Here is a 19,933-nt window from a genome sequence, read left to right as displayed (position 1 = left end):
CCCTCCCTCCTGAACCAGGCAAACCGGCATTTACAGAGATAAAATTGAAAGTCGTAAAAGATGCTCTGGGAGATTACATGGAAGGAGTGCATCTCTCCTGGGCTCCACCGGAAACAATCCCTGTTCCAATTTCGTTTTATACCCTGGTCAGGAAAATGCCGGGAGATTCCGTTTTCGATGTCTTCACCAGATCATCAGGTATCCCACCAGAAATATCCACTCTTGAAGATTTTCTTGAACCGCAGGTTTTCCCGAAAAGTGATATTAACCTGTCAGTCATATATTACAGAATTTACGCAGTTGATGAACTGGGAAGAGAGGGACAGCTCTCTGATCCATGTTCTCTCAAGCTTGCTCCACAACCCAGAAACAAAGATATTCTGAGTAAGGACACATGCCTGCATTGGGAGTCAGATATTAAAGGCGGAGTCTTTTCCTACGCCCACATCTGGAATGACAATTCGGGTGACACATTGACAAGCTCTAAAGAGCTTGTATTCTCCGCAACCGACAACCCTGCCAGGTTCAGCGCCTGCTTTCCACCTGAATTCCATCCGCTGGCACCAGGCAAATGGCATTATGCTCTGTTCGTGGAGATTAATGAGACTTATTCTTTGAAAACCGGGTATTTCAATGTCCTTTAAAAAACATGCTTTTTACCTTATTCTCTTAACTCTCATCTCCAATGCAGGAGCTGAGATCAGGTATAAGCTGAATTCACTGTCCGAGAATTCAGCCCTGATAAGCTTCCAAATTACAAACCATTCCCCCGATGAAGAATGCTGGTTTGCATTCACTTCTCTGCCAACCGTAGAATGCACCTTCAGAGCTGTTTTCCATGACAGTACTACAGGGATAACCCACTCCGCTAAAGTTGAAAAAAGATCAGGCGGTCTGTTCCACAGCAACTGGCTGCAGTGGTACAGTTTCAAAGCTATGGGTGATTTAAATTCCTCCTCTCTGAAGGGAGAAATCTCACTTCATTTCAACTCACCGGTTTACAGAACAGCAGAAAAGGAAAAGGCTGTTATCAAGGGTAATGTACTCATTGCTCCCCTTTTCACTCCATTAAGCAAAACAGCGGCAGAACTCCCCGCCATTTCGTTTACAAAAGGCATCCGCATTTCGGTTGTGAAAGATGGAATATATCAGATCACCCCATCCGACCTGAAAGACCTGGGCATTCCAGTTGAAAAAATCGATTCCAGAACATTCCGTCTCTTCGAGAAAGACCGCGAGATTCCCATCTATGTAACCAACTCTCATAAATCAAGGTTGGGCCCTGATGACAGGATACTGTTTTACGGAAGAGCACTCAGGGGAAAAAACAGCTACTACGAACAGTTTTCAAATACCAACTGTTACTGGCTTACCTGGGGAGGTGCTCTCGGCGCCAGAGTAGCAGAGGTTTCCGGACAACCGAGAAAAGATCCTTCACAGTACTCCACTACAGGAGAATTGGTAGAAGCGCGTGATTTTATCGACACTGTACATCTTGAATACGACAATTTTATCCTTTACCTGGGAAGTGTGGCAGACATTCCTCCCGATGAAGTCACAGATCCGCCATTGACACAATCACATGTCGATAACTGGTACTGGGGGCATATCGGCAGAGAGCAGCTTACAGTTTTCAACATTGATATTCCTAATGCTGCTGCTTCCGGAACTGCCAAAATGCGTATTGGATTAATGGGAGTAACAAAAAATGATTCTATCAGCAATGATCACCATTTCAGAATTCTGTTCAATAATGACCCGCTAGGATCAAAAGACACGGCAGTATGGGATGGACAGCGCTTTTTCATCTATGAAAGCGATACTTTTTCCGTTGACAGGTTCGAAGATCTGAACAGAATCAGTTTTATCTCCTCCAGAAGAGACTTTCACGATTACGCTGCTCTGAACTGGATAGAGCTTATATATAACCGTAATTTCCAGACAAAAGAAAACAGCATATCCTTCAAGAATAATCCCAATGCCTTGGGAAAGGTTGTCGAATATGAACTGACTAACTTCGGGGAAGAAGATCTTGAACTCTGGGATATTGGCCGGAACAGATATTTCGTTGATTTTCTGCTCTCTGATGGAAGCGGCAGACTCCGCAACACAAAAACGCTGACTTTCCAGGACAGCATCAATTATGAAACCCGGTATCTTGCCCAGGCAAAGAAAAAAAGGCTTACGCCAGCACTCATGGTGCTGGACACCATAAAGGATGACTGGAAGAAACTTGCGGGAACAGAATATCTGATTATCAGCAGCAATAAGTTTCGTGAAGAATTTGAGCCGCTGCTCAAGGTACATACCGACCTTGGACTGAGCACAGCTTTTGTTGATATCGATGATATCTACAACAGGTTCTCTTATGGCATCCGTGATCCTGAAAGTATAAGAACCTTTCTGAAATATCTCTTTTCAATTTCTGGAAAAAAACCTCCCCGCTACCTGCTTCTGGGAGGGGATACCACTCACGATCTAGACAAAACAGGCTCCCTGAATGTCGTCCCGACACACCTTTCAAGATTCCCCGGATGGGGTCCGGGTGCCGATGACGGATATTTCGGAACAGTCTGGGGAGAGGACAACTTCCCTGATATATGTGTCGGCCGTTTCCCTGCGGGTAATGAACAGGAGTTAAGAACTCTTGTCGATAAGACAGTAAAGTATATCAAAAATCCCCAGCGTGGATACTGGCGTGACAATCTGCTCCTGCTTGGCGGAGGTGAAGCTGATTTTACTGCATTCAACAACTCTTTAGTAAATGAGACAATTGGCTCAAAATTGAACGTAATACGAATGGATGCGGATTCCGGGTCACAATTCTACAGAGACGGTTTCACTGCCTCCAATTTTATCGCAGGGAACATCAATTCAGGTGTCTTTCTTATCAGTTTCAACGGCCACGGCGGAGGAAACATCTGGTCCGACAACAATTTCTTCGGTTACAACGATCTCCCAAAACTCTACAATGGTCAATGGGGTAGCGGAGGAAGACTTCCGGTTGTCTTCAGTTTTACCTGTCTCACCGGATTCTTCGAAAGCAACACTTACCGCTCCCTCGGAGAGGAATTTATAAGAACCAATCACAATGGCGCGATCTGCTTTTATGGAGCCAGTGCCTATACATCCAAGACAGGAAATTTCCTGATGAACAAGCTCCTTATGGAGCTTGCTCTTGATGGCAGTTTCAGTACGATAGGAGAGCTCTTTGATTTCTGCGAACTCAACATGCTTGTTCGCTACGGGCCGGAGTACATCTTTCTTGTCCGTCAATACAATCTTCTTGGCGATCCTGCCCTGCCCTGGGTACTCACCCCGGATACCCTTGACATTTCACTCTCAAGATCTTTCCTCGAGAGCGGAGACAGCCTCAAGGTAAAAGCCAACACCAGCCCGGTAAAAAAAGGCAATATCAAACTGACTGTCAAAGCAGGTTACGAGGTATGGGATCAGAATATTTCCACAGTTAATAAGGGCAGCATTTCCAGAACATTTTCTGTAAAGGAGAAAGCCGGTACATCAAACGGTGTTGTCAGAGCTTATGCGTGGAATGACACTGCTGAGGTGCGGGGATGGGTCTCTTTTGCGAAAGATACAATCATGGTACACAATGTGCGTTTGTCACCCGAAAAACCGTTTTTCGGAGACAGTGTCCTTGTCCACTGCAGACTTCAGACCGGTTCATCCCCTGTTGTCCGCCTTCTTTATGCTCTTTCTGAGGGCAACAGGGAGGATGTTTCATGGCTGGATATGAGAATGGATCCGGACAGCGCCGACCGATGGGTTTCAAACCAGAAGATCCCCCTTACAAGCAGCGAAAATGTAAATAAACGTCTGCTTCTTCTTTTCCAGGTTTACGCATCAGAAGAAACCAAACAAAGTTCCATATTCAGCTTCAATATAAAAGGTCGGCCCGATCTTGCATTCGCAGAAAATGCAATCAAACTGAACTGGGAAGATGATTCTCTGAGAATCAAATTCACGGTTCTTAACATCGGAAACGCCGCCTCTGCCCCCTTTAATATTCTTCTTCAATGGATACGGCCGAACGGATTCACAGATACCATTGCTGTTCTGAAATGTAAGGATTCTCTGAACCCGGGAGCCTTCCGTTCTTTCTCCAAAGCAATTCCCGATACTCAGGGGACTTTACAATATAGTGGGATACTCAATTTCGACGGCAGATTTACCGAAATTCTCAGTGGAAATAACAGCGTAACAGCCAGTACCCACCTTATCTATTCCACACTCAAAGGGCCATCCGATACCCTCCGCTCCGCCGGAGGAGGATTATTGATCGTACCAACGCGTAAATTTGACAAACCTCGCAGAATCTTCCTATTTGACAATCCTATGAGCGTCGCTCAGCCTCTTTTGACAGATTCACGCTGGCTTAATCTGAAAAGTGACTCAGCCGCAGAGATGTCAATTGGAAGCCGTCCTGCTCTGAGCAGTTCAGATACCCTGATCTGGATCTTCCATCCGGACACTGCTGACCTGAACCGGTCACTGAAAAAAACAACCGCGGCCTCCGGCAAACTGGCAGTAATGCAGTATGACAGCCAGATTTCAAAGTGGAGGTCTGCAGGAGGCAGCCCTAATGCCTCCAATACCCGATTCACTGTTCGAACCAATGAAAGCGGACCCTTGTCACTCTCTTTTCTTACCGATACACGTGTCCCCGACATCGAGCTTTCGGTCTTTGGGAGAACACTGAATTCCCTTGACTACGCAGCAAAAGACAAACCTTTCAGTATAATGCTCTCCGATCCTTCAGAAATTTATCCCGGATCAGTTTCAATCTCTCTTAACAGGAAAAAACTCCCTCCGGACAGCCACTCTGAAATCCCATTTTCCGGTGACCTGAGGAACATGCTGATCACAGCTTATCCAAAACCCCAGAGGACAATCGATTCCCTTGAAATCAGCCTTGAGGATCTCGCAGGCAATCGCGCGTCAAGAACCTATGCCTATATGCCCGGCGACGACCTCTCGATTAAATTTCTGGCTTGTCACCCCAATCCTTTTTCTGTACACAAAACCCCAAATGGGATAAAATTGGTCCGCTTCGCTTACTTGCTCACCGATCTGGCTGACAAGGTCGTGCTTTCTGTTTACACTGTCACAGGGAAAAAGATCAAAACCTGGACATTTCACGATGTTATAGGATATCAGGAACAAGACTGGGATGGCAAAGATGAAGATAAGTACAGAATTGCCAATGGAACCTATTATGTAAAACTGACAGCAAGCAAGGGCAAAAAGAGTGTGAAAAAAACTATCAGAATTGCCAAACTGGAGGGTTATTGATGGCCCTTTTTATCGTATCTACACCAATCGGCAATCTGGCCGATATAACTTTCCGGGCAGTAAGTACACTCAAAGAAGCCGATTATATTCTCACAGAGGATACCCGTGTTTCAAGAAAACTCCTTTCTCATTATGATATCAATGTTCCCCTTATAGCCTACCACGATTTCAACAAAGAGAAAGTTACTCCTTCACTTGTGCAGAAACTGAAAGATGGAAAGAATCTGGCGCTTATCACCGATGCCGGTACTCCGGGAATAGCAGACCCGGCCTACAACCTTGTCAAAGCAGCCATCGAGGAGAACATAAAAATCGTGCCAGTCCCCGGGGCATCCGCTCTGCTTGCAGCACTGGTTGGCAGCGGGATGCCTACTGATCGTTTTGTGTTTGAGAATTTCCTGCCACATAAGAGTTCCCAGCGTATCAAACTCTTCGAGACGTTGAGAGATGAACCCCGGACTGTTATTTTCTATGAAACTCCCCACCGCATTATCAAGGTGCTCTCAGAGATCAAAGAGGTCCTGGGGAATATAAAGGTAGTGATTGCCAGGGAACTTACCAAGGTATTCGAGGAGTACCTCAGAGGTGATCCAGACTCTCTTCTTAAGCATTTTGAAAAACATCCACCCAGAGGAGAGATGGTAATAATGCTTAACACCAGATTCAGGACAGAATCAGAAGAGGACCACTGACTCTACAACCTGGATGAGATCCGGTTTGCAGAAGTATCAGGAATAACCCATCTCCCCAGAGGCTCGATTCTGGGATTGTTTCCTGTCTCCCATGGAACCGCTGTTCCTGAAAGAAATGCATCTACTGTAAGGCCCAGAGCGACCGGAATACGCATCTCAGGAGGAATTCCAAGCTCCTGTATACTCTTTACCGGAACAGAATCGAAATAAGTGGAGAGGTATTCCATAAGTGTAAGATTGTTCGTGCCGCCTCCGGAAATGTAAACCGCTGACGGGGCCACTGAGGAACGTATCTCTCTGCGGAAAAAATCATAAATTGCCTTTGCTGTCAGGGCAGTCACTGTCGAGGCTCTGTCAGAGGGAGACATCTCTCTCAGGGCAGGATCATCAAGTAATTGATCAAACTGATCACTGTATGCCTGTTTGGGTGCCGGTTTTAAAAGCCACTGACTCTGGGCCAGTCTGTTCAAGCAATCCCCATCAACATTGCCCCTGGCAGAAAAAGAACCATCACGGTCAAAACTCTCCCCTGTGTTAAATTCCTTTATTACTTTGTTAAGCAGGCAGGATCCCGGCCCGCAGTCAGAATCCACAAGCACAGAAGAACTCTCGGTATCGATCACAGTGATTCTGCTTGTCAAGCCAATATTGATGAGGATTACAATACCGTTGCACCTCGATGTGATAATCTGGTTTCCGGGATTATTCGGGAGAACACCCGGGCCGCCTGCTATAATGTTATGGCGCACAAGATCGGTAATAACAGGCACTCCAAGAGAACTGGAAACAAACTGACCATCACCAACCGGAATATCCCAGTATGACTGCTGCAGGTTCTCACCTGTTGCTCCTCTCCAGAGAAGAGGCTTGTTGAGGACCACATAATGAGGAACCCTGAGAGCTGCTGGTGTTTGAGCCAGTGCAGTCTTCGCACACTCAATCAATAGAAGGGAAACCTTGTAATCAAGCCAGCCTAATTCAGAAATCTTTAATTGACTGTCATTTCCTGAAAGGCTCTCCATCAGCCATGACACTTTCTGAGGGTATGGCATAAAAGCATGAGAGATAATCTCCCAGTCGGTGCCGTTTACTCCAAGGTATATACTCTGAATACCACCCTGAACCCCGCTTGCGGAAATAACCAGAATACGTTTTTTTCTTGCTTTACGGATTTTATTTATCATCTGTGGAATCATACTTTAAATATACATCCGTCAGAGATTTTAACTAAACTCTCAGATATTCAGTAAAACAGAAGAATTTGCATTGAACAGGGTGAATCCGAAATACAGCTGATAAAAAAACGCTTCCTCTGGGATTCCAGAGAAAAGCAGTAATAATGACGATAGAAAATCTTCCGTAGTTATCCGAAAACCTTCACGTACTTTAGAAGGCGATCCCGAAATTAATTCCAAACTCAGAAGGAAAATCTTTTTCCCTGGAAAGACCATATGAGTAATAATCATCATAATCTTCGTCGCCAGTCATCAATGCTAATGCGTTCTGAGCAAACCGGAGTTCTGAATAGAAACACACCCTGGAGTTCCTGGGTACCATTATCCCGATTTGTATATAGGGTTCCAGCCCCATCTGAATACTATTTGCAAAATCGATAAACGGCATTATTCCGCCGCCAAGATACATGCCAACCACATTGTTTATAACATAATAACTTGCGCCCGCTTCAAAAAAAACACCTCCATACTGTCTTACATTGGCATCAAATGCATCCCTGGGAATTTTCCCACCTACTCCGAATTCCATAAAAAACTTCTCAGCATCAGCCTTGTAGTTAAATCCAATACTTACAAGCGGGCTGAATTCCCTGACAAATGATGTAGGATAGCTCATCCCGATTTTAACACCTTTAAGAGTTTCAATAAAAGTTTTGTTATGCCCCATACCTTCCCGTCTGGTAACATTATTCATATCACGGGTTTCCTCAACAGAAACTTTTTTCCACAACGCACGTGAAAACCTGACGGTAGATTCCTCTATATCACCATAAGTCACCAGAGTCAGTTCTGCTTTATGGATCAGGTTTCCATCCTTGTCCATTCTGGAAACTGTCACTATGGTTTTCCCATTATCCAGAAGATCCTGATCATCCCTGCTTCTTTCTTCCTTATTTATTATGATTACTCTTTGACCACCTGAAGTATCAATTAACGCTTCTTTTTCCTCTCTCCTGCTCAGGTAAAGCCCCACAGCATTAATTTCGATGTACTCGTCAACGCCCAGTTTCTTTGCTGCAGCCACCAGATCGTCATTATCTTTAACAGCCGCCGCTGATTTAAGGGGATTTATCACCTTCATATTGGAAACACTTGCGTACTTGTTTGCCAGGAGCATCCCGAATGCATCAGCAAAGCTTTTGTCAATATTCACTCCCTGGACCGGAAAAACCGCCACAGACTGACCGGAATACACAAAGCCGGACAGACAAAGAAGAATAGAGAAGAGTTTTACTGTGCGCATGGACACTTCCTCCTTGCAATTTGGGTATTTGGTTTAAGCGCTTATAAAATAGATCCGCCCAACCATTTAAGTCAATAACCCCTCCTCTCCCCTGATTGAATTTAATTTTACAACCAGGGTCAGCTTTTGCAAAGTAGTTTCGTAAATGAAAAACAATTAATTCAATAAAAAAACCACTATCGCTGGCAACAGTGGTTACAAAATAAAACTCTTTACAACCGGGTCTGCTTAATCAGTGAACACTTTCAAGTATCTGTTGCGGTAGGAGTTTTTCAGCCGATGAATAGCTTTCTCCTTTATCTGGCGTACCCTCTCACGGGTAAGATGAAGACGTCTGCCGATCTCATCGAGAGTATGCGGGGTGTCCTCACCCACACCAAAGTAAAGCTTGAGCACTCTCTTTTCGCGGTCGTTAAGGGTGTCTAAAATCCGGTTTACTCCCTCCTGCACCGACATCTCTATCAGACGACTGTCAGGAAGCTCCTGATTCTCATCCTGAAGCAGATCTATCAACTCTGAACTGTCATCAGCCTGAATCGGGGTGTCCAGAGAGAGGTAGCGGTTGCCAATCTTCTGTATCTCGATAATCTCTTTTACATTAAGCTTAAGCTCCTGGGCAATTTCCTCCACAGAGGGCATCCTGCGGTACTTCTGCTCAAGCTTGCATTGGGTCCTGCCCACTTTGTGAATAATCCCAATCCGGTTCAAGGGTACCCTGGTAATTCTGGAACGGTCGGCCAGAGCCCTCAGGATTGCCTGTCTGATCCACCATACAGCATAGGAAATAAATTTAAAATTTCTCTTCTCGTCAAAGCGTTTTGCAGCCTGGATCAGCCCCAGATTTCCCTCACTGATCAACTCTCCCAAAGGCAATCCCTGATTCTGGTAATTTCTGGCTACACTGACTACAAAGCGAAGGTTCGCTTTGATAAGCTTCTCCAGCGCTTTCTTGTCACCTTTCTTTATTCTGACCGCCAGCCGCGCTTCCTCTTCAGCCGAAAGTGCTTCATTTCTGCTTATCTCTTTTAGATAAAGCTCCAATGAGTTTTCGTCAGGAATAATCATTCTCTTTTCAACCATCAGTAATTTTCCTCCAGAAAAGGATTGCATTTTTGTAGCCGGAAAAAAATACATCCGACCGCCGGCAACATTAAAGAGCCCTCATTACCTTGTCGAGATTCTCTGTCTCGCCGATAACAACCAGTATGTCATTCGATTCAATTACGGTATCAGCACCGGGAATATTGCTTATAACTTTCTCCACATGCTCCACTCCATTCTTGCCCTGCACCTCAACCATCCGGTGTATCGCCACTACGTTTATCCCGAAACGGGCACGAAGGTTAAGCTTACCAAGTGTTTTTCCGGTAAAACTCACAGGGACACTTATCTTGGCGGCAGCAGTTGTCTCACTTATGTAGCTAATGTCCAGTAAACTCTTATGGATTAGACCGTAAGCCAGCTTCTCTGCAGCTTCAACTCCGGGAGTGATAATCTGATCGATTCCAACCGCTTTGAGAATTTTGATATGAAGTGGGTCTGAAGCACGGGAGATCACTTTTTTTACGCCATTATGCTTTAAAAGTACCGATGTGAGGAGATTGGCTTCGAAATCCTCTCCTATGCAAACGATCCCCACATCGACATCGTTCAAACCAAGAGATTCAAGCGCTTTCTCATCCGTGCTGTCCATACACACCGAATAAGTAACCAGGTCCCGTATCTCTTCAACAAGTTCCATATTCCGATCTACAGCTATTACCTCAGTACCTTTCTGAGCAAGATTCTCAGCCAGAGCTCGCCCGAATACCCCAAGTCCGATTATTACAAACTTATCCATTCATCCTCCAAAAGCTCTATTATCCGATCATCACAGCTTCAGATGGATACTCGACACGTGTGGCAGATTGCTCGTTGGAAGCTGTGATGGCAAAGGCAAGTGTAAGTGCCCCAAGTCTGCCTATGAACATAGAAATCACAATTATCACTTTACCAGCAATGGATAAATGTGGCGTAAGCCCTCTTGAGAGGCCGCAGGTAGCAAAAGCGGAAACCGCTTCGAAAACTATATCTATCCCTCTGGCAGTCTCGGTCAAGCTCAGCATGAAAATAATTGCCGTCACAAACATTACTGCAAAAGCAAACACAACCAGCGCCCGGTTAAGCACAAGAAACGGCAACCGTCTTTTGAAAATGACAATACGGTTCTGCCCCGATATTATGGCAATAATACTTGACCACAACACCCCAAGTGTGGTGGTCTTTATCCCTCCACCGGTGGATCCCGGTGATGCCCCGATGAACATCAATACAATCACTACCAGTGATGAGGGAATACTGAGAGATGCCATATCAATTGTATTATACCCTGCACTGCGGGCTGTAATGGAATTGAAAAAAGCGGTAAGCACCCGGAGATAACCCCAGTGATTCTCATCCAGCAGCAAAAGCAGCAGGAATCCGACAACAAGGAGAATAGCACTGATTATCAAAACCATTCTGGTCTGGATATTTGTTCTATAGTTTCTCTGAAACTTGTGCCAGCTTTTAATCACACCGCTGAGATCCATCAATACTATATACCCCAGACCACCCAGGATCACCAGTACAGAGATACATAGTAAAACCCCGGTATTATTCTGGAAAGAGACCAGACTGTCACTGAATGTGGAAAAACCTGCATTGTTAAAAGCACAAATGGAATGGAAAACCGAATTGTAGATCAACTGTCCAAAAGTCCAGCCTTGATCCACCCAGAAAAACATCAGCACCACAGCACCTGCTGCTTCGATTCCAAGTGTAATAAGAACTGCATTACGAAGCAGATTGGTGATAGTACCTATTTTCTCGACGTTCATCATCTGGTGGAGAACAACCCTCTCACGAATACCAATTCCCCGGCCAAAAAAGATAGCCAGAAAACTTGATAGAGTCATCAAGCCCAGGCCACCTATCTGTACAAGGACTAAAATGATGATCTGGCCAAAACGGGTAAAATAGGTAGAAGTATCCACTACAGTGAGTCCGGTAACACATGTCGCACTGGTTGCAGTAAACAACGCATCAAGAAAACTCATCGACACATTTCCGGGTGTCGCCCTGGGAAGCATCAGAAGTCCGGTCCCAACCAGAATTAATACAAGAAAACTGATAATAAGAGTCTGGGAGGGATGAAATTTCAGAGATACGATCCTGGTATTGTATTTTATACCTTCTGTGACAATGTTCAGAATAATCAGTATCTGAGCTAAGCCAATGTAAACTTCTGTGACAGCAGTAATATTGATATCAAAGAAATATCTGCTGACAAGATCAATGCCCATAAAACCAAAGATAAGCGCCGTCTCCAACAATATTAAAAGCGCCAATCCTGATTCAAACCACCTTTTACGGATAAAACTCCATTTTGAGCGGGCCAGGGCTACTTTTATAATGTATTGCCAGAAAAAAAATTGAACTATTCCCAGATCTACCCGGTTAAGAACCGCAACGAATTCGTCGGAGAGATAGAAACCGTACTGAAGTACCAGGCTGCTGATTGCCGCAAAACTGACAACTGCAAGGGCAAGGTTAATTGCCCTGATTATCCAGGCTGCCCAGTAATAGTAGTCCTCTGAACTGCTTCCCAGCAGTTTTTCCGGTTTAAGATGTAACTTGACTGTAGTATTCACATAGTATCCGTGTTAATTCACTTCTGGAGATATCCGGCTGGTCATTTGAATATGAAATACGCAGCTCCAATGATCAGTATAAAACCGACCAGATAATTCCACCTGAATTCCTCATGAAGGTAAAATATGGAGAAAACAGAAAACACGATCAGAGTGATTATCTCCTGGATTGTCTTTAGCTGCGCGGCTGAAAACTTTCCATGGCCTATACGATTAGCAGGCACCTGAAAACAATACTCCATCAGTGCTATAAGCCAACTGACAATTGTTACGATCCATAATGGAGAATTTTTATACTTTAAATGTCCGTACCAGGCAAAGGTCATGAATATATTGGAGATGGTAAGGAGTATGATAGTTTCCATATTTTTCCGGATGGGGAGAAAATATACACTCTGCCCAACCCTTTTTCCAACAAAGCCTCCCATCTTAACATGGAGGGAAAACGCCTGTTGCTCTTCACTGGGGTCGGAATCGGTATCGACATCGAAATCGATTCTTTCGCTCGCATTAAAGTGCGCTTATTCTACACAAATATTCCATTCCGATACCGATTCTACCCATAGAATAAACAGTGTTAATAAAGCATAAAAACTTGCCGTTTCTTATTAATCTGACCCCAGCCTTCTGATATTAAGTATTTTTCATAATCTATAAAGGAGGACGATGAAAAACCAGTTTCTTGACTTTTTGAGTAGTGGCGTACCGGTAATTTTTGACGGAGCGATGGGGACCCAGATCCAGAAATTTTCCCTCCCGGAAGAGTGCTTTCAGGGTGCGCCTGGCTGTAATGAGATCCTTAACCTGAGCAGCCCGAAAACCGTTATCGCTGTTCATGAAGAGTACCTGAATGCCGGAGTGAATGTAATCGAAACCAATACTTTCGGTGCAAGCAGACCAAAGCTCAATCAATACAGGCTGGGTGCAAAGGTTTATGAGATCAATAAAGCAGCAGCCAGTATCGCCCGGCAAGCTGCAGATCAGTATAAATCAAAACAAGCTGTGTTTGTGTGCGGTTCCATGGGCCCTACGGGATATCTCCCCTCATCCAGAGATGAAAGCCTGGGGAAAATTACATTTGATCAGCTTGTTGAGATATTTCAGGAGCAGGCAGAAGGCCTCCTGGATGGCGGGGTGGACATTTTACTTATAGAAACATCCCAGGACCTGCTTGAAGCCCGGGCAGCAATGACCGGGATAAAACGACTCCTTGAAAGAAAAGGTGTTTTTGTCCCAATCCAGGTTCAGATCACTATAGATTCCACAGGAAGGATGCTCCTTGGAAGCGGGATAGAATCATTCCTGGGGACAGTATCAGGTATCGGGCCCTCAGTCATAGGTCTCAATTGCGGAACCGGCCCATCTGAGATCCTCCCCTATTTAAAGAAACTGCTTGAACTATCACCATTTCCGGTCTCCGCTCTTCCTAATGCAGGTGTGCCCCGGAATGTGGATGGCAATGCAGTGTACAATATGAGTCCAGAAGACTTCGCGGAGGCATTAGTTCCACTGGTAACTGAACACGGACTGGAAGTAGTTGGCGGATGCTGCGGCACAACACCTGATCATATAGCCCAACTGGCGAAAAAACTTAAAGGCAAAAAAGTCGCTCAGAGGAAAAAACCGGAAAGCTTCTGCTGGCTCTCTACATCGATTGGCGGAATCGACCTGGAAAGTGCAAAAAAGCCTTTGATAATCGGAGAAAGACTCAATACTCAGGGCTCGAAGAAGACAAAAGAACTGGTATTTGCGGAGGATTACGAGGAACTGTCTCAGATAGCTCTTGAGCAGAAGGCAGCAGGCGCCGCGGTGCTCGATTTATGTGTGGCAATAACTGAGAAAGACAATGAGGCAGAGATCATGGGTAAACTGGTCAGGCATCTTTCTGACCGGATCGAAACCCCGTTCTGTATCGACAGCACCGATCCCTCGGTTCTTCTGACTGCCCTTAAGTCAAACCCGGGTTCGGTGATGCTCAATTCAATCAATCTTGAGGACGGAGGAGTAAAGGCTGAAAAGATCCTTCGCCTCGCGAAGGAATTCGGTTGTCCTGTTATTGCTCTGACAATAGACGAAAAGGGAATGGCCAGAACAGTTGAGCGGAAGCTGTCTGTTGCACGCAGATTAAGAGACCTGGCTTGTGTAAAGTATGGTCTTCCAGAACATTTCCTTTACATCGACACTTTGGTTTTCACTCTCGCGACCGGTGATCCGGAGTCCGCGGATGCAGCGGTGCAGAGTCTGGAGGCTATCAGAAGAATTAAACAGGAGATGCCGGAGGTAAGAACCATAATGGGAGTCAGCAATGTCTCTTTCGGTCTCAAACCTGGTGTACGCAAGATTCTCAACCAGATGCTCCTCACTCATGCGGTTGAAGCTGGTCTCGATGCGGCGATATTCAACCCGCTGCACCTTGAAGATCCGGCAAAGTACGATGTGAAGAAAAGACAACTGGTGGAAGATCTGCTTTTTAATAAAAAACCCGATGCATTACAAGTCCTTATAAGCCATTTCGAATCAGAGGAATCAAGTAAGCAGAAAACAGCAGAACCGGTTATCAAAGAAATAAATCTTTCACCGGAAGAGAGACTGCATAACTGCGTACTCAACCGTGACCGCCGTAATCTTTCAGAAATCCTGGAAACGCTGTTAAAAAACACTGACGCCAGGGAAATTCTGAATAAAATCCTGCTTCCTGCTATGGCCGAAGTCGGAGAAAAAATGTCAAAAGGAGAAATGATTCTTCCTTTTGTCCTCCAGGCCGCAGAAGTGATGAAAGAAGCTGTCTCGATTCTTGAAACTCACCTTTCAGGGGAAGACAGCGTGGTAAAGGGAAAGGTTGTAATCGCTACAGTCTACGGTGATGTTCATGATATCGGGAAAAACCTTGTGGGATCGATCCTGAAGAATCAGGGTTTCAATATCATTGACCTCGGCAAAAGCGTTCCGGTCGAAACTATTGTTGACACTGTACGCAGGGAGAAACCCGACGCAGTTGGCCTTTCGGCTCTCCTTGTCACCACATCGCGACAGATGGCACAATGCGCGGAAGTGTTGAAAAATGAGGGTTTTTCTGTTCCGCTGCTTGTTGGAGGTGCAGCAATAAACAGAGAATTCGCAGAACGTATTGCCAAATTAGAGGATGGCAGTACCTATCCCGGAGGAATTTTCTACGCCAGGGATGCTTTTGAGGCATCAAGGATACTGGATTCTTTAAGCAACGGAAACCCGCAGGAAAACAAAGAAAAAGCAGAAAAAGAAACAGTGGAAGTAAAAGTAAATGATTGCGTCGAACCCACAGAATCAATTGAATACGGGCCTCACCTGGAGCCGCCCTTCTGGGGTACCGGTGGTATGCTCGTCTGGAATCCCTCAAATCTGCTTGACACACTTGATACAGAGCGACTGTTCAAGGCAGAATGGAGAGGAGGGAAACTCGCCCAGAATAAATACACCGAAGCAGTAAAAAATCAGTTTCAACCGGCTTTTGACAGCATTAAAAAAGAGATCCTCAACTCAGGACTTCTTGAACCGCGGGGTTTTTACGGTTTCTTTCCGGTAATTACCGAAGATCGGAAAGTTATTCTCCTCGATCCAGGAAATTTCCACACCGAGCTTGTTGCATTTGATTTCCCGAGAATGCCGCGGAAAAAGTGCCGCTCTATTGCCGATTATTTCAGCCCTGATGGTGACCTGATTGGTTTACAAGTTGTCACTCTGGGCAGTAAACTGGGCGAGCGATGCAGGGAGTATTTCCAGAAAGAGGAGAAATACAGTTACGGTTATTTTCTCCACTCTCTTGGCAGCATGGTAGTTGAAAACCTGGCAGAGAGAGTTACCTCGGAAATGCGCCATGGGCTTGGTCTGGAAGCAAAAACCGGAAGACGTTACAGCTTTGGGTACCCAGGACTCCCCCCGCTTGAGGAGCAGAAGAAGCTTTTTGAACTGATGGGAATCGAGGAACGGCTTGGAATCCACTTGACACCCGGATTTCAGATGGACCCTGAGCACTCGACACTGGCTGTCTTCGTCCATCATCCACAAGCCGAATATATGATCTGAATGACAGAGTGACGGAATAGTGGAAAAAACAAGCCTCTGTCCTCTGTCTTCTGTCCACTGATAACTATGCTTACAGATGATTTTGACTACCACCTTCCTGAAGCTCTTATAGCACAGAGGCCTGCAGAGCAGCGCGACTCCTGTCGTCTTCTTCACCTTGATAAAAGAAGCGGTGATGTCGCTCATCATGTTTTCAGCGGCCTTGTCTCACTCCTGAAAAAGGGTGACCGTCTTGTGTTCAACGACACCAGGGTCATTCCGGCCCGTGTGCACGCAGTGAAAGATTCCGGTGCTCAGGTTGAATTTCTCTTCACTGAAAAGGTAGATGACCTTACATGGAAAGCAGTTGTGTATCCGGGAAGGCGTCTGAAAAAGGGATCCTGTGCTGAAGTCGTGGACAACAAAGGATGTTTCCTGCATGTAACAGAGGTCCTTCCAGGAGGCGACCGTCTGGTAAAGCTTCAAAGTGAGCATATTACAACTATGGAGGCTTTTCTGGAAACATGCGGCCATATTCCTCTGCCTCACTATATTACACGTCAGGATGAGAGCTGTGACAGAGAGATGTACCAGACAGTATACGCCAGTAAAGCCGGTGCCATCGCCGCACCAACAGCCGGGCTTCATTTTACAGATAATCTCATGAACTGTTTGAGAGAATCCGGCATCGATTTTTCCTATCTCACTCTTCATGTGGGTATAGGTACGTTCAGGCCGGTGAAAGTTTCCAACCCGGCGGATCATGAGATGCACGAGGAAAGCTATTCCCTGTCATTAAAGACCGTTGAGGAAATTCTCGGAACAAAAGCCTCCGGAGGCAGGGTAATAGCTGTAGGGACAACAACAGTGAGAGTCCTTGAACACTGCTCCGCTTCCGGTACTCTCAAACCCTCCTCAGATAAAACAAAGCTTCTCATTCTGCCGCCATATAAGTTTAGAACAGTTGACGGGCTGATCACAAATTTTCATCTGCCCAAATCAACGCTTCTGATGCTGGTCTGTGCCTTTGGCGGGATAAACCCGGTGCTCGATGCCTACCGTCAGGCAGTTGATGAAAATTACCGTTTCTACAGTTACGGTGATGCAATGCTGCTACTGTAAAGAATCCGGAAAAAAGCTCCTGAGATCACCTTTCACCTTTTCCTGCCCATCCTCCCTTGACTCCCCTATTTCCGTGTGTTATCTTTTCAATACATTCCTGTTATTAACAAAGCCCGTACAAAAATGCGGGCTTTAATTTTTCCCATAATCAGCCGGTAAGGAGTTGAACATGACTGATGGAAATGTCATTAGAATACCTGTCGAAAGTGTACCCTGGCAGGATTACCGGGCTTCAAACAGAGGCATGGTTGTTTTTTACCCCAGTGACCCAGTTTCGGAACTCCCCATCAGAGAGATTCCCGAAGAATTACCCTCCGATATTCTTCCTGAACCCAATTATGAGACCAGAACATACGGACTGTACGGATGCGGCAGAAGCAAGATACGGAACTCATTCGTCAAATCGAAGATCAGATATCTGCTCTTTGTCACCAAATACGCCGGAACCAATCCTGATTTCAAGGACAAGTTTCTTATAACCGGCTTTTTCCGTATCAACAAAACAGCTGATGTCAAGAGGCTCCATATCCGCTACTGCGCCGATTACTCCTGTCTCGATGAAGATGTGTGCTATGGATTGAGAGCGGAAGAACAGAGGTTTGTGTCTGTTCAGGACGCTTTCGAGATCACTGACAGTATCCTGAAATCATGGGATTACAAGGCAAGAATCTCACGCCAGACACGTATCATACTCGATGAAACTCAGACGATGGAAATTGTGGAGTACCTTAAGTCAAAGAGAGACATGACAGCAGAATACATCGCGGAAACTGAGCGGCTTCAGCCTCACAGCGCCGAAGAAGAGGAAGCTGAAGAGTAGTCTTACAATAAGAAAACTACCATTTGTAAATAACTCCTGTCAGGAAACCCTGACAGGAGTTTTTATTACCACTGTTTATTCAGAATCATGGTTTAGGTAAATTGGCCAGTTCTGCTTCAGCTTTATCGATCTCCTCCTGGGAATGTGCATGATCGGTAAGCTCTCCAGCAAGATATCTGGAATAACCGAGAAGATCCAGATGCCCATGCCCTGAAAGGTTCATGAGAATGACCTTCTCTTTTCCCTCCTCCCTGGCTTTCTTCGCTTCCTGGATAGTCGCCGCAATAGCATGACTGCTCTCCGGAGCTACAATTCCACCTTCAGTGCGTGCCCAGGTTATAGCCGCTTCATAACACTCGGTCTGATGAATAGCCCTGGGCTTAATCAACCCCTCCTTTGCCGCCTGGCTTACAAGAGGAGACATCCCATGATAACGGAGTCCTCCCGCGTGAATCGGCTCCGGTATGAAATTATGTCCCAGAGTATACATAGGAAGAAGAGGAGTCATTCCGGCACTGTCACCGAAATCGTATGTAAATATTCCTCTTGTCAGTGTCGGACAGGATGCCGGTTCAACAGGTATTATCTCTATCTGAGTTCCATTTATGACATCATGAACAAAGGGAAAGGAAATGCCGGCAAAATTACTGCCTCCTCCTGCACATCCTATCACTACGTCAGGATTCTTTATCCCTGCTTTGGCAAGCTGCTTCTTTGCTTCAAGACCGATAATTGTCTGATGAAGCATGACGTGGTTGAGAACGCTTCCCAGTGAATACTTTGTTTCACCAGTTTTATCGGAAACTGCTGCCTCTACCGCCTCACTGATCGCTATTCCCAGGCTTCCGGGAGTATCAGGATCTTTCTCTAGAAACATCCTTCCAGTCTCGGTCTCATTACTGGGACTGGCTATACACTTCCCTCCCCAGGTCTCCATCATAACCTTTCTGAAAGGTTTCTGGTCGAAGCTGATTCTCACCATGAAAACCTTGCATGTAAGCCCGATTAACGAACACGCAAAAGCAAGGGCGCTGCCCCACTGACCGGCTCCGGTCTCGGTTGTAAGGGTCTTTGTCCCGGCCTGCTTGTTATACCAGGCTTGCGGTACCGCGGAATTGGGCTTGTGGCTTCCTGCAGGAGAAACACTTTCATCCTTGTAGAATATTTTTGCCGGAGTTTTAATCGCCTTTTCCAGAAATACAGCTCTTTTAAGCGGTGATGGGCGCCATCTGTAAAGAATGTCAAGAACTTCTCCGGGAATATCTATCCACCGCTCAGTGCTCAGTTCCTGCTCTATAATATTCATGGGAAACACCGGCGCAAGCATCTCCGGAGTCAACTGACTGCCGTCTGGCGCAAGTGGCGGCTTTACAGGGAGATCCGCAGCTATGTTGTACCATTGACGGGGGATCTCGCTTTCATCAAGAAAAATCTTTATACTCATCAATCACTCCTGAAAATTGTTTATATGTACTTCCTTACAAGGGAATTGACAACCGATTTACTGTCTCTTACAAGCCTGGCACCCCGGGTGATCTTGCAGAGACTTATCCCCAGTTCCGAGGCGATTTTACGCTGGGGAATCCCAATGTGGAGCATCTTGAGCAGCCGCCACCTTAAAGCCAGATCTTCAAGCTCAGGCCTGGTGAAAATCTCCCTTAGAAACTTCAAAGCCGTTTCCATATCTCTGCATTCCTTGATACCGAGACAGATCTCCTCTAATTGCTTGTCAACGATGTTTCTATGCATAGAATCAAAATAGTAGAAAACCGGAGAAAACGCAATAATTTTTAAAA

Annotated in this window: 14 protein-coding genes; 6 read left to right on the top strand and 8 right to left on the bottom strand. The window is 45.6% G+C overall.

What is annotated here, in order from left to right; genetic code table 11:
* Nucleotides 1–44: 44 nt before the first annotated feature.
* Genes GX089_13915 through rsmI form a run of 3 tightly spaced genes read left to right on the top strand, consistent with a single transcriptional unit; the run spans nucleotide 45 to nucleotide 6,005 of the window.
* On the top strand, nucleotides 45–644 hold the full coding sequence (locus GX089_13915) for a hypothetical protein (GenBank protein ID NLP03585.1): 600 nt from the start codon (nucleotides 45–47) through the stop codon (nucleotides 642–644).
* A complete protein-coding gene (locus GX089_13910; protein NLP03584.1) occupies nucleotides 634–5,313 on the top strand; it encodes a hypothetical protein in 4,680 nt (1,559 codons plus the stop codon). The genes GX089_13915 and GX089_13910 overlap by 11 nt, the downstream gene beginning before the upstream one ends.
* Nucleotides 5,310–6,005 (top strand): 16S rRNA (cytidine(1402)-2'-O)-methyltransferase, encoded by a 696-nt coding sequence (gene rsmI / locus GX089_13905; protein NLP03583.1) that lies wholly within the window; start codon nucleotides 5,310–5,312, stop codon nucleotides 6,003–6,005. The genes GX089_13910 and rsmI overlap by 4 nt, the downstream gene beginning before the upstream one ends.
* Before the next feature lie 2 nt (nucleotides 6,006–6,007).
* Here rsmI and GX089_13900 read toward each other — a convergent pair whose 3' ends face one another.
* The 6 genes from GX089_13900 to GX089_13875 all read right to left on the bottom strand — a co-directional run bounded on the left by GX089_13900 (nucleotide 6,008) and on the right by GX089_13875 (nucleotide 12,519).
* Complete coding sequence (locus GX089_13900) at nucleotides 6,008–7,189, bottom strand: hypothetical protein (GenBank protein NLP03582.1); 1,182 nt, start codon at nucleotides 7,187–7,189, stop codon at nucleotides 6,008–6,010.
* A gap of 202 nt (nucleotides 7,190–7,391) precedes the next feature.
* Nucleotides 7,392–8,483 (bottom strand): hypothetical protein, encoded by a 1,092-nt coding sequence (locus GX089_13895; protein ID NLP03581.1) that lies wholly within the window; start codon nucleotides 8,481–8,483, stop codon nucleotides 7,392–7,394.
* A 228-nt stretch (nucleotides 8,484–8,711) separates the two neighbouring features.
* A complete protein-coding gene (locus tag GX089_13890) occupies nucleotides 8,712–9,563 on the bottom strand; it encodes an RNA polymerase sigma factor RpoD/SigA (GenBank protein ID NLP03580.1) in 852 nt (283 codons plus the stop codon).
* A gap of 70 nt (nucleotides 9,564–9,633) precedes the next feature.
* Entirely contained in the window at nucleotides 9,634–10,323 is a 690-nt protein-coding gene (locus GX089_13885; GenBank protein NLP03579.1) for a TrkA family potassium uptake protein, read from the bottom strand.
* Between the two features lie 19 nt (nucleotides 10,324–10,342).
* Nucleotides 10,343–12,154, bottom strand: coding sequence for a Trk family potassium uptake protein (locus GX089_13880; protein ID NLP03578.1), 1,812 nt, complete (start codon nucleotides 12,152–12,154; stop codon nucleotides 10,343–10,345).
* Between the two features lie 41 nt (nucleotides 12,155–12,195).
* Nucleotides 12,196–12,519, bottom strand: a complete 324-nt coding sequence (locus GX089_13875; GenBank protein ID NLP03577.1) for a DMT family protein — start codon at nucleotides 12,517–12,519, stop codon at nucleotides 12,196–12,198.
* Between the two features lie 301 nt (nucleotides 12,520–12,820).
* Here GX089_13875 and GX089_13870 point away from each other — a divergent pair, with 301 nt between their 5' ends.
* The 3 genes from GX089_13870 to GX089_13860 all read left to right on the top strand — a co-directional run bounded on the left by GX089_13870 (nucleotide 12,821) and on the right by GX089_13860 (nucleotide 18,137).
* Nucleotides 12,821–16,216 carry a dihydropteroate synthase gene (locus GX089_13870; GenBank protein ID NLP03576.1) on the top strand — a complete coding sequence of 1,132 codons (3,396 nt, stop codon included), beginning with the start codon at nucleotides 12,821–12,823 and terminating at the stop codon, nucleotides 16,214–16,216.
* Between the two features lie 66 nt (nucleotides 16,217–16,282).
* Nucleotides 16,283–17,317, top strand: coding sequence for a tRNA preQ1(34) S-adenosylmethionine ribosyltransferase-isomerase QueA (gene queA, locus GX089_13865; GenBank protein NLP03575.1), 1,035 nt, complete (start codon nucleotides 16,283–16,285; stop codon nucleotides 17,315–17,317).
* A 169-nt stretch (nucleotides 17,318–17,486) separates the two neighbouring features.
* Complete coding sequence (locus tag GX089_13860; GenBank protein NLP03574.1) at nucleotides 17,487–18,137, top strand: hypothetical protein; 651 nt, start codon at nucleotides 17,487–17,489, stop codon at nucleotides 18,135–18,137.
* Nucleotides 18,138–18,222: 85 nt separating this feature from the next.
* Here GX089_13860 and GX089_13855 read toward each other — a convergent pair whose 3' ends face one another.
* Nucleotides 18,223–19,581: a TrpB-like pyridoxal phosphate-dependent enzyme gene (locus GX089_13855; protein ID NLP03573.1), complete on the bottom strand. Its 1,359-nt coding sequence runs from the start codon at nucleotides 19,579–19,581 to the stop codon at nucleotides 18,223–18,225.
* A gap of 20 nt (nucleotides 19,582–19,601) precedes the next feature.
* Nucleotides 19,602–19,886, bottom strand: a complete 285-nt coding sequence (locus GX089_13850) for a transcriptional regulator (GenBank protein ID NLP03572.1) — start codon at nucleotides 19,884–19,886, stop codon at nucleotides 19,602–19,604.
* Between the last annotated feature and the right edge of the window lie 47 nt (nucleotides 19,887–19,933).

It is taken from the genome of Fibrobacter sp., assembly GCA_012523595.1.
Lineage (GTDB): Bacteria > Fibrobacterota > Chitinivibrionia > Chitinivibrionales > Chitinispirillaceae > JAAYIG01.
This window is presented reverse-complemented; position numbering and strand designations above follow the sequence as displayed.

Excerpts from the sequence above, each read along its gene's own strand:
- GX089_13910 (NLP03584.1), top strand. The coding sequence starts at position 634 with ATGTCCTTTAAAAAACATGCTTTTTACCTTATTCTCTTAACTCTCATC.
- GX089_13900 (NLP03582.1), bottom strand. The coding sequence starts at position 7,189 with ATGATAAATAAAATCCGTAAAGCAAGAAAAAAACGTATTCTGGTTATT.
- GX089_13895 (NLP03581.1), bottom strand. The coding sequence starts at position 8,483 with ATGCGCACAGTAAAACTCTTCTCTATTCTTCTTTGTCTGTCCGGCTTT.
- GX089_13890 (NLP03580.1), bottom strand. The coding sequence starts at position 9,563 with ATGGTTGAAAAGAGAATGATTATTCCTGACGAAAACTCATTGGAGCTT.
- GX089_13885 (NLP03579.1), bottom strand. The coding sequence starts at position 10,323 with ATGGATAAGTTTGTAATAATCGGACTTGGGGTATTCGGGCGAGCTCTG.
- GX089_13875 (NLP03577.1), bottom strand. The coding sequence starts at position 12,519 with ATGGAAACTATCATACTCCTTACCATCTCCAATATATTCATGACCTTT.
- GX089_13870 (NLP03576.1), top strand. The coding sequence starts at position 12,821 with ATGAAAAACCAGTTTCTTGACTTTTTGAGTAGTGGCGTACCGGTAATT.
- queA (NLP03575.1), top strand. The coding sequence starts at position 16,283 with ATGCTTACAGATGATTTTGACTACCACCTTCCTGAAGCTCTTATAGCA.
- GX089_13860 (NLP03574.1), top strand. The coding sequence starts at position 17,487 with ATGACTGATGGAAATGTCATTAGAATACCTGTCGAAAGTGTACCCTGG.
- GX089_13855 (NLP03573.1), bottom strand. The coding sequence starts at position 19,581 with ATGAGTATAAAGATTTTTCTTGATGAAAGCGAGATCCCCCGTCAATGG.
- GX089_13850 (NLP03572.1), bottom strand. The coding sequence starts at position 19,886 with ATGCATAGAAACATCGTTGACAAGCAATTAGAGGAGATCTGTCTCGGT.